Source organism: Halomonas sp. BC04, from assembly GCF_000568385.1.
Genome location: NZ_AZQX01000240.1, coordinates 1 through 11,033, shown reverse-complemented (window position 1 = coordinate 11,033; position 11,033 = coordinate 1). Strand labels below are relative to the sequence as shown.

General features: G+C 61.9%; 8 protein-coding genes and 3 pseudogenes. 3 read left to right on the top strand and 8 right to left on the bottom strand.

Annotated features, from left to right (window positions below; genetic code table 11):
- Positions 1-91: 91 nt before the first annotated feature.
- The 8 genes and pseudogenes from Q427_RS16530 to gorA form a co-directional block, all read right to left on the bottom strand.
- On the bottom strand, positions 92-544 hold the full coding sequence (locus tag Q427_RS16530) for a transcriptional repressor (protein WP_043514521.1): 453 nt from the start codon (positions 542-544) through the stop codon (positions 92-94).
- A gap of 33 nt (positions 545-577) precedes the next feature.
- Positions 578-1,578, bottom strand: a pseudogene (locus Q427_RS16525) (alpha-L-glutamate ligase-like protein).
- 4 nt (positions 1,579-1,582) lie between these two features.
- Entirely contained in the window at positions 1,583-3,091 is a 1,509-nt protein-coding gene (locus Q427_RS16520; protein ID WP_043515939.1) for a UUP1 family membrane protein, read from the bottom strand.
- Positions 3,092-3,125: 34 nt separating this feature from the next.
- Positions 3,126-3,905, bottom strand: coding sequence for an ATP-dependent zinc protease family protein (locus tag Q427_RS16515; RefSeq protein ID WP_231613741.1), 780 nt, complete (start codon positions 3,903-3,905; stop codon positions 3,126-3,128).
- Between the two features lie 415 nt (positions 3,906-4,320).
- A complete protein-coding gene (locus Q427_RS16510) occupies positions 4,321-4,731 on the bottom strand; it encodes an ectoine synthase (protein WP_043515934.1) in 411 nt (136 codons plus the stop codon).
- Between the two features lie 77 nt (positions 4,732-4,808).
- Positions 4,809-6,072, bottom strand: a pseudogene (gene ectB, locus Q427_RS16505) (diaminobutyrate--2-oxoglutarate transaminase).
- Between the two features lie 83 nt (positions 6,073-6,155).
- Positions 6,156-6,734: a diaminobutyrate acetyltransferase gene (gene ectA / locus Q427_RS16500; RefSeq protein ID WP_043515932.1), complete on the bottom strand. Its 579-nt coding sequence runs from the start codon at positions 6,732-6,734 to the stop codon at positions 6,156-6,158.
- A gap of 240 nt (positions 6,735-6,974) precedes the next feature.
- A pseudogene (gene gorA, locus Q427_RS16495) lies at positions 6,975-8,335 on the bottom strand (glutathione-disulfide reductase).
- A 167-nt stretch (positions 8,336-8,502) separates the two neighbouring features.
- Between gorA and can the strand changes: the two are divergent.
- The 3 genes from can to Q427_RS16480 all read left to right on the top strand — a co-directional run.
- The gene (gene can / locus Q427_RS16490; RefSeq protein ID WP_043515930.1) at positions 8,503-9,156 is read left to right on the top strand and encodes a carbonate dehydratase; all 654 of its coding nucleotides are present in this window, start codon (positions 8,503-8,505) and stop codon (positions 9,154-9,156) included.
- Between the two features lie 86 nt (positions 9,157-9,242).
- The gene (gene pepQ, locus Q427_RS16485) at positions 9,243-10,550 is read left to right on the top strand and encodes a Xaa-Pro dipeptidase (protein WP_043515928.1); all 1,308 of its coding nucleotides are present in this window, start codon (positions 9,243-9,245) and stop codon (positions 10,548-10,550) included.
- Between the two features lie 7 nt (positions 10,551-10,557).
- The coding region (locus Q427_RS16480) for a YheT family hydrolase (RefSeq protein WP_043515926.1) at positions 10,558-11,033 on the top strand (476 nt) is incomplete at its 3' end.

The window sequence follows — 11,033 nt, the reverse complement described above, 5'->3', positions numbered from 1 at the left end:
AATCGAGGCCAAAGGCGACGTGCGCCGAGTTCGGCCCGTTCGAGTTCCTTGAAGGTATCCACCATAACGTTTCCACAGGACAGTATTGGGGTCAGGCGTTAGCGGCAGCATCAAGACAGAGATCGCAGCTGCCCAGCAGCTCGATGGTCTGGCGTTCGACGCGAAAGCCGAGCTGGCGTGCCTGGGTATTGAGCTGATCGTTGACCTCGTCCAGGTGCAGTTCCTCGACCCGCCCGCAATGGCGACAGATGAGCAGCTGAAAGCCGTGTGCATGCTCGGGGCAGGGGCAGGCCACGTAGGCGTTCAGTGACTCGATGCGGTGGACCAGGCCCTGCTCGATCAGGAAATCGAGGGCGCGATAGATGGTCGGCGGGCGGGCGGCGGCATGCTCGACGGCCAGGCGGTCGAGGAGGTCGTATGCCTTGAGGCCGCCGCTGGCCCCGGCGATCATTTCCAGGACGCGCCGCCGAATCGGGGTGAAGCGTACCCCGTGGCGTTGACACTGTCTTTCCGCCTGCTGCAACAGGCTTTTTGAATCGGTCATGGGTGACCCGATGCTGAGGAGAATGGCTCCATTCTACGCGCTGGGCAGGGGAGCGGCCAGCGGCTGCGGTGGAGGAGAGACGCTCTTGAGCTCTCCACTGCGGGCGAAGTGTGTTTGGGAAAAGGCAACGCGCTCTGACACGCCGAGGCCGGCAGGTTGCTTTTCGACCAGATCCAGGCGTGAACGCAGGCCTTCCCCGTTTGCCATCTGGATGGCGAGGCCGGGGCGGGCATTTAGCTCCAGCAGCATGGGGCCAAGATTGCGATCGATCACCATGTCGGTACCAAGGTAACCGAGCCCGGTCATCTCGAAGCAGCCGGCAGCCAGCTCCAGCAGGTTGCGCCAATCGGGTATGAGCAGGCTGGCCAGTTCGTGGCCGGTATCGGGGTGAGCCAGGCGCGGACGGTCGAACTGAACCCCACGCACGGCGGTACCCGAGTCGATATCGAGTCCCACGCCCACGGCTCCCTGGTGGAGGTTGGCCTTGCCGTCGGAAGCGGCGGTGGAGAGGCGCATCATGGCCATCACCGGGTAGCCGCGAAAGATGATCACGCGGATGTCCGGTACCCCTTCGTAGGTGTACTCGGAGAGGTGTTCATCGAAGTTGATCAGGCTTCGACCATGGCCACGTCAGGGGTGCCGCCCAGGGAGTAGAGCCCCGACAGGATATTGGAGACGTGTCGCTCGAGGTCCTTCAGCCCCAGGCGCACGCCGCTGGGCTTGATAAAGCCGTCGCCATCGATGCGTTCGATCACCAGGATACCCTTGCCACCGCTGCCCTTGGCCGGCTTGATGACGAAGCCGGCGTGTCCCGCCACCATTTTCTGGAGCTGCTTGATGCCGAACTGGGTTGTCACGGTGCCGATCAGTGCCGGCGTGGTGATGCCGTGCTGCTGGGCCAGCAGCTTGGTCTGCAGCTTGTCGTCCACCAGCGGATAGAGGCGTCGATCGTTGTAGCGGCCGATATAGCGGATATTTCGCCGGTTCATGCCGATGATACCGCGCCGAAGTAGTTGGCTGGGTCTTGCCCACATGGAGTCAGTCCTCGGTAACAGGCTTGAAGCGCCGCAGTTCGAGTAGGCGATACCCCGTATAGTTCCCGAGCAACAGGATCAACGACATGATGATGAGTTGGACGCCAAGAAAATTGAAGGTGATGTGGCGGATCCAGGGGTTGTTCATGGCCAGGTAGGCCAGCACCGCCGTGACCAGGCTGCCACCACCCTGAATCAGCACTTCCTTGGGGCCTTCCTCTTCCCACAGGATCGACATCCGCTCGATGGTCCAGGCGAGGATGATCATGGGAAAGAAGGTGATTGTCAGTCCCGCGTTGAGGCCCACGCGATAGGAAAGCACCGAGAAGATCGAGATGATGGCGATGACCGTGATGATCACCGCCGACACTCGCGCCACCAGCAACAGGTTGAGATAGGAGAGATAGTTCCGGATCACCAGACCCACGGCAACGATCAGCAGAAAGCCAATGAGGCCGGTGATCAGGGTGGTCTGGATGAAGGCCAGGGCGATCAGCACCGGCATGAAGGTGCCTGAGGTCTTGATCCCCACCATGATACGGAGGAAAACCACCACCAGGGCGCCGATGGGGATCAACAGGATGGTCTGGAACAGTGCCTGCTCTTCCAGGGGCAGGCTGTGTATCGAGAAGTTCAGCAGGGTGTCATCGGCCAGCTGGCTACGGACGGCGGCAGCAGCCGGCTGGTTCCGCGACAGCATCGAGAAGGTCACCCGGGAATTGCTGCCCCCCTGGACCTCCAGTACGGCACGGCCGCCACTCTCCCACAGCAGCAGATTCTCGGGTTGCCCCTGCTCTCCCGTGGTCGGATTGAACAGTGTCCAGTTGCTGTCGTCGCCTGCAAAGACCTGGATCCAGGGAGTGAGGGTCTGGCGTCGGCGCCCGTCTTCCAGCAGGAGCCCGCTGACCTCCCGCGCTGGAACACCGGCCTGGTTGAGCAGCCGGACCAGTAGCGTACTGCGCTCGAACTGGGTCAACAGCAGCCGGGCGTTTTCACCCTGACGATCCTCACTGAAATCGTGTACCAGCTCGCGGGCAAAGGTGTAGGCATCGGCGCTGCGGGCCCAGGCACGTTCGATGACCTGGGCGGCGGCGGTATCGTAGGGGCGCTCCCAGATGACTTCGCGCAGAGGCGGTGCCGACAGTTCACGCTGCCGCCTGTCCTCGGTCACCAGCAGGCGCGCAGAGTAGTAGAGCTGTTGACTGCCGGCCGCCTCACGTATCGACCACTGGGCACGACGACCGGATTCGTCCTGGAGAAACGACAGGCCATAGCCCGGCGAGGCCGTATTCTCGGTCAGCAGTCGATAGCCGCGCTGATGCTGGGGCAGGGCAAGGTCGACCCGCACTGGGCCGCCCAGGGCGTTGAAATCGATGATGGCCTCCACTTCCCAGATCGTGCGCTGCTCGCCCTGGGTCCATGGAACCTCGAACTGGATGTGCCGGTGCACGCTCATGCCGATGCCCACTACCATCAGCAGGCCTACAATGAGATAGAAGGGCAGTCGTGACATGATGCTTCCTTGTAGAGACCAGAGGCGCCGCTGCTCAGCGGTCTTCCTCCTCCTGATCGTTGAGTTCGTCCTGTGCTGCCTCAGAGGCGGGGCGGCCACCTGGAAACTCGGGCCTTGGGTGCAGGTAGGTCTCGGCCACATCGATGAGCGCAATATCCATCAGGAAGCGGCGACCCAGGAGTACCGGGAAGTGGAGGTGCGAGCGGTCATTCAGCGTGAACTCAACCGGTTCGCGAATCGACCCCAGGGTCATCAGCAGGCTCACGACGGGGCGTGATTCGCTGCCGGCAGCCTGCACGATACGGACACGGCGCTCGACGGGGGCCTCGATCCATTCGTCACGAACGTCGTCGACGACGACGTCCTCATCGGTGATGCCCAGTCGGAACCGTACCCAGTCCTCACCATCCCGTTCGAACCGGGTGATATCCTTGGCGGATAGTGAGGAGGTATTGGCGCCGGAATCGATTCGAGCCTTGAGGTAGGTGCCGATGTCGGGCAGTCCGATCCACTCGGCACGACCCACCAGCTCCTTGTCGGCCAGCGGTGTGTCGGCGGCCTCGTCGCATTCCGCCATGACGATGACGGGCTCGTCGCCGCGCTGCTCGAGCCGCTGGATATTGCCACGCAGTTGCTGGAGCAGGGCGTTGGCATCTTTGATATCCGCCATCATCTCGGTTTGCCGAAGGTCATGGCGAGAGAGACGGTCTTCGGCCAGGTCACAGCGCAAGGCCATGGTCTGTTCAAGCTGTTCGATGCGCGCATCGAAGGCATCAGGGCTCAGGACGGGCTCGGGTTCGGCCTGAGGCGTCATTGCGCAACCGGATATCAACAACAGGGAGGCCAGCAACCAGGGCATAACGACGGACGGTATTCTTGGCCGCATGAGTGAAAAAACCTCCATATCGGGCTTCACCCGTGGCGCGGGTGATACCAGGAGTGTGGGCTGGGACGCGAGCGGTGTCCTCGCGGGGGGCGCGACGAGAGATGATAAGGAGTCGGTGCCTGGCTTGTCCAACCTCATGGCTGAATCAGATACGGGGCATCAACGATTTAACATAATATACATTATGCGAACTCATGGGTGATCAAGGGTAATCCAAGAGTGATGGCTTCACAATAGACAACGCGGGGACATCTTTGCTAACCGCAAGACACAAACACCCCCGTCACCGAATGGCTCCGGGGGCTAGAACCGTCACGTCCGACATTCGAACTAGCGCTATTTGTTAGAGCGGCTTCTTGTCATCGACTTCGGCCGGTGCGTAGGAGCCATCCTCACGATGCACTTCCTTGCCGGTAAGCCCAGGCGTGAAGACGCAGGCCAGGTGCATGGTCTTGTGGGCACGCAGCAGGTGCTCATCGTGCTGGTCGAGGATATAGATATCACCCGGCTTGATCGGCCAGATCTTGCCATCCGCCAGGGTTTCCACTTCACCTTCGCCCTCGATGCAGTAGACCGCCTCGAAGTGATGCTTGTAGTGAATGTGTGTCTCGGTGCCTTCGTAGATCCGCGTGATATGGAAGGAACAGTTGCCGCCATCGTCGGCCAGCGACAGGCGGGTGCTGTCCCAGGTGCCGCTCTCTGACTTGACCAGGCGGTCGGTCTGACGCGCTTCCTCGAGATTGCGAACGATCATAGAGTGTCACTCCCTTATAACGATTGACTGGCCGGCTGCTTCACAGCCGGCCGATACACCACTAACGCCCTGCTCTCTCAGGCGATGACCTGCTTGACGCTCTCTTCGAGAATGGCCAGGCCCTGCTGGAGATCCTCGTCGGGAATGGTCAGCGGGCAAAGGCACTTGACCACTTCACCGTCCTGGCCGCTGGTCTCGATCACAAGACCGTTTTCGAACGCCTTGCCGGTGATCTTGTCGGCAATGTCACCGGTGCCGACATCGATCCCGCGCATCATGCCGCGCCCCCGCTCGGTTGCCTCGACACCGTGTTCGGTGAGCCATGCCGCGATCTTCTGGAAGCGCTGTGCGATGATCTCTCCCTTGCGCTGGACATCTCGCTCGAAGGTATCGTCTGACCAATACTGTCGCATGGCTGCAGCGGCGGTGGCAAAGGCCAGGTTGAAGCCACGGAAGGTGCCGTTGTACTGACCGGGCTTCCACTTGTCGAGTTCCGGACGCATCAGCACATGGGCAAACGGAAGACCGAAGCCCGACAGCGACTTGGAGTTGGTCACGATATCCGGGGTGATGCCGGCATGCTCGAAGCTGAAGAACTTGCCGGTGCGGCCACAGCCGGCCTGGATGTCGTCGACGATCAGCAGGATGTCATTGGTGCGGCAGATCTGTTCCAGGCGCTGCAGCCACTCGATGCCCGCGACATTGATACCGCCCTCCCCCTGCACGGTCACGATGATCACCGCGGCGGGCGTATCGAGCCGCCAGACTTGTCGGCCAGCAGCTTCTCGAAATAGTCCAGGGTATCGGTGTGCTCGCCGAGATAGCCGTCGAAGGGCATGAAGCAGCGCCCTGGAGCGGGATGCCGCCGGTGGCTTCACGGAACTTGCGATTCCCGGTCGTGGCGAGCGAGCCCATGGTGACGCCGTGGAAGCCGTTGGTGAAGGTGACGATATTGTGGCGGCCCTTGGCCACCCGTGCCAGGCGGATCGCGGCCTCTACGGCGTTGGTACCGGTTGGGCCCGGCAGTTGAATCTTGTAGTCGAGCCCTCGTGGCTTGAGGATCAACTCTTCCAGCGTTTCCAGATAGTCACGCTTGGCTGCCGTCCAGAAGTCCAGGCCATGGACAATGCCGTCGCTGGCCAGGTAGTCGAGCAGTGCCTGCTTCAGGTGTGGATTGTTGTGGCCATAGTTGAGCGTGCCGGCACCCGCCAGGAAGTCGATGTATTCACGCCCGGTTTCGTCGGTCAGGCGCGCGTTCATGGCCTTGGTGAAGACCACCGGGAATGAGCGTGAATAGGTCCGAACGTTGGATTCCATGCGTTCTAGTGTCTGGGTCTGCATCGTGCGACCTCCTGGTGAGGATGGAGAAGACATAGAGAGAGCGTGGCGGCATTTGCGGCCGCCCTGCATCTTGGGGATGGGACTTAGAGGCGACCGGTAACGAAGGGACCGATGCGCACCAGGTTCTCGGGGTCGTGTTCACCGCCGAGCTGGTCCGTGGAAAAATACTCACGGCTGTTCAGGGGGGCCTGCCAGCGGTCGGCCAGACGGCGGAAAAGTCCCCATGAGGCCTGGTTGTCTGGCGTGATGGTGGTTTCCAGGTGGTGTACATCGGCAAGCTCGTCACGGGTCATGACGGCTTCCACCAGGCGCCGGGCAAGCCCCGTACCGCGGGCCTTTTCACCCACAGCCACCTGCCACAGGAAATAGGTGTCGGGGGCATTGCTCTTCACGTAGCCCGACACGAAACCGACGATTTCACCCTCTTCGTTGGTCGCTACCGCGCAGGTGTCCCTGAACTGGGTAGCCAGCAGCAGGTAGGCGTAGGCGGAGTTGACGTCCAGCGGCGGGCAGGACTTGATCAGTTCGTAGATCCCCCAACCGTCATCGGGGTTGGGCTTGCGGATAAACAGCGGTGCGGCATCGCTGCCAACGACTGCATCGGCCACGCTGGGCCGTGCAAGATCGGCAGAGGGGGTAAAAGGTTGCGGTGTTACATTCATGTTCAGACTTCGCTGTAGCGATGTTGCGCATAATGATAACAGGGCTTTTGACTAAATTAAAATCGGCATTATGCCCCGCGCCCACTTCCATAACGTCAGGTTATGCAACGCCTCGATGAGTCCGGTGGTCGAGATTGTTTTACGCTTCACACTGATAGTCTAGTTCAGGTTTGCGCTCATCGTACGTCGCCGGGCCGCCTCGGGGCGGCCCGGACGAGGGCTATCTTATGGCGCGTGAGATCACGTGCGTGATGGGGTGCGCATGGTGACGAACTCCTCGGCCCCGGTCGGATGGATTCCCACGGTGGCATCGAAATCGGCCTTGGTCAGCCCGGCCCTGACGGCGATGGCGATACCCTGGATAAGTTCGCCGGCTTCCTCTCCAACCATGTGCGCCCCCACCACCACGTCGCTGGCATCATCGACGACGAGCTTCATCAGGCAACGTTCCTGGCTGCCGGATAGCGTATGCTTCATGGGCCTGAAATCGGTGCGGTAGACCCGGATCGCACCATACTGCTCGCGGGCCAGTTCTTCCGAAATGCCCACGGTGCCAATGTTCGGGTGGCAGAAGACCGCCGTGGCAATATTCTGATAATCCAGTGGCGCAGCCGGGGTGTCGGAGAAGTGCTGCTTGACCAGGTGCATGGCCTCGGCAAGGGCCACCGGCGTCAGTTCGGGGCCACCGGTGACGTCACCCAGGGCCAGAATGGACGGCACCGATGTCTCGAATCGCTCATTGACCTTCAGCGTGCCATCCGGATTGCGCTCGACACCCAGTTCAGCAAGGCCCAGCCCTTCCAGATGCGGCTTGCGGCCCGTGGCCGCAAGCACCGCGTCGACTTCCAGTGTTTCGCCGTTGGTGAGGGTCACTAGCAGGCCATTCTCCACCCGCTCGATGCGTTCGATGTTGGTCTCGAAATGGAGGTTCACCCCCTTGGGAGCCATCTGTTCCCGGGTGAATTCACGCACCTCACGGTCGAAGCCGCGCAGGAACAGTTCACCGCGATAAACGAGGTGGGCTTCACTGCCCAGACCATTGAAGATGCTGGCAAATTCCACGGCGATATAGCCACCGCCGAGTACCAGGAAGCGTTCGGGGAACCGCTCCAGGTCGAAAACCTCGTTGGACGTCACTGCATGTTCGCTGCCGGGGAATTCGGGCACCCAGGGCCAGCCGCCGACGGCGACCAGTATCTTGGCGGCACTGATGGTCTCACCTGCCACGTCGACATGATGCTCGTCAACCACCCGGGCACGTCCGTTGATCAGCCTTACCCCGGCTGTCTCCAGCAGGCGGCCGTAGATGTCATTAAGACGCTTGATTTCACCGCTCTTGTTGTCACGCAGCGTGGTCCAGTCGAAGGTGGGTACACCCGGCAGTTGCCAGCCGAAGCCGGCGGCATCCTCGAAGGCGTCGTGGAAGTGGGCGGCATAGGAGTAGAGCTTCTTGGTACGCAACCCACATTGACACAGGTACCGCCCAGATAGCGATCCTCTGCCACGGCGACGCGGGCGCCCGTGGCGGCGGCGGTGCGTGCGGCACGCACACCGCCGGAACCGGCACCGATGACAAAGAGGTCATAATCGAAGTCTGGCACGAAGTTCTCCTTCTCGAACCGGGCTCTCGAACAGAGCCCGCTGGAATGGGGCGATGATACCAGTGCAGCCCCTCACTCGGGAGTGTGACGGTTGACCGCTGCCCTGACCGCCTGTAAAAAGGCCATCCGCCACTCGTCTACCAATCAAACAACCGGGTACGCTTTGCATGGACAAGGATATCGCCGCCCTGCTCGAGAACAACCTCTCCTGGGCAGAGCGCATGTGCCAGGAAGACCCGGATTATTTCACCCGCCTCTCTAGCCAGCAGAACCCCCATTACCTGTGGATCGGCTGCTCGGATAGTCGCGTCCCGGCGAATCAGATCGTCTCGCTTCCTCCCGGGGAGGTGTTCGTGCATCGCAACGTCGCCAATCTTGTCCATCACAACGACATGAATGCCCTCTCCGTCGTCCAGTATGCGGTGGACGTGCTGAAGGTGAAGCACATCATGATCGTCGGCCATTATGGCTGTGGCGGTGTCCGGGCGGCGGTATCCGGCGGCGAGTGCGGCATGGTGGACTACTGGCTCCACTCGGTCCGCGAGCTCTACAGCCGCCATCGCTCGGCGCTGGCGGCACTGCCGCTGGATGAGCAGGTGGACCGCCTGTGCGAGCTCAACGTCAAGGCGCAGGTCAACAATCTCTGTCGCACCAAGATCCTTCAACTGGCCTGGCAGCGTGGTCAGTCATTGGCCGTCCACGGCTGGATCTACGGTCTTGGCGACGGGCGGATCAGTGATCTTGGCTGTACGGTACAGGGCCTGGACCAGGTGGAGACCCTCTATCGCATTGACCGTATCGAGCCGACGCCGGGTCAGTAGTGGTTCCACCTATCAGTGGTTCCACCTATCGTCCGCTCTGGGCAGTACGCTAAACTGGCATCAATCAGACTGCCAGGAAGGCTGCCATGACCGACCCGCTTGCTGAACTCCAGTGTTCTCATCTCGACCGGCTCGAGCAGCGCTATGCCGAGGTGCTCTCCCGCCTCGGGCATGATGGCGTATTGATCTACAGCGGCCAGCCCGCGCTGCATTTCGGCGACGACCAGCACACTGATTTCCAGGCGTATGGTCATTTCCAGCACTGGACCGGCCAGGCCTATCTCGCCCAGAGCTGGCTGCTGGTGTGTCCGGGTAAACGCCCGGTTCTCTATCTGTATGCCCCCGACGACTTCTGGCACCTGCCCGCACGCCTGCCCCAGGAGGCCTGGGTAGAGCGTGTCGAGGTGGTGAAGGGGCGCTTTGACGTGCCTCCTGCCCTGCCCCGTGGCCGCTATGCCGTCATCGGGGACGTGGGTGTCGCGACTGCCAAGGCCCTGGGGGCCGAACTCAACCCGACCGCCCTGCTCCTGGCGCTGGATGAGGAGCGGGTGCGCAAGAGCGAGTATGAAGTTGCCTGCATTGGGCAGGCCAACCGACAGGCCATGGCCGGCCATGTTGCGGCCAGGGATGCCTTCCTCTCAGGCGCAGCCGAACTGGATGTGCAGCTCGCCTATCTCAAGGCATCGCGTCAACGCGAGAGCCATGTTCCCTACGGCAATATCATCGGCATCAACGCTCACGCTGGCGTACTCCACTATCAGCATTATGACGCCGCGACACCGGCCAAGCAGCAAAGCCTGCTGGTTGATGCCGGGCATCGCTACCGTGGCTATTGCGCCGACATTACCCGCACCTGGGCAGGAGCCCAGGCGGATCCGCTCTTTCCCGCACTCACGGAAGCTGTCACCCACCTGCAGCAGCAGCTGATTGCCGCTTTGCGGCCCGGTGTCGACTATGTTGGCCTGCATGAGCGGATGCACGACCTGCTGGCTGACCTGCTGGTCGAGCATCGCATCGTCCTCGGCAGCCCCGAGTCCGCCGTGGCAAACGGTATCACACGGGCCTTCTGCCCCCACGGGCTGGGCCATCTGCTGGGCATTCAGGTTCACGATGTGGCCGGACGCCGTACCGCGGACGGCACGGCCATGCCTCCGCCTGACGAGCACCCCGCCCTGCGCTTGACCCGTGAACTGGAGCCGGGAATGGTTGTCACCATTGAACCGGGGCTCTATGTCATCCCCATGCTGCTGGACCCGCTGCGTGAGGGGCCGGCCGGTCATCAAGTGAACTGGGAGCAGGTGGAGCGACTGGCTCCTCACGGCGGTATCCGCATCGAGGATAACGTTCTTGTCACCACAGGCACGCCCCGAAACCTGACGCCCGAAGCCGAGTGATACCATCATGCGCGAGCGGCGACACGATGCCGACTTCTCACCGCCACGTGGTCTGTCCAATGCCCATGTGCAGACACTACTACCGCGCATCATGCCGCGCCCACCGCTGGCACGGGAAATGGAGGTGCTCGAACTGCCCGACGGCGACTTCGTCGAGCTGACTTGGGCCAGCCCCCAGCCCGCGGATCCCGAGGCGCCGGTCTTCGTGCTCTTCCATGGGTTGGAAGGCTCCTTTGACTCACCCTATGCACGTTGGCTGCTCTCGGCGGCGAGTCGGCTTGGCTGGCGTGCCGTACTGATGCATTTCCGTGGCTGCGGCAACCAGCCCAATCGGTTGCCGAGGGCCTATCACAGTGGCGATACCGCCGACGCTACTGGCTCTTCGGAAAGCTCGGCACACCGTTTCCCCAAGGCCTTGAAGGTGGCCGCCGGCGTCTCGCTGGGCGGAAACATGCTGCTCAAGCTGGTGGCCGAACAGGGGGG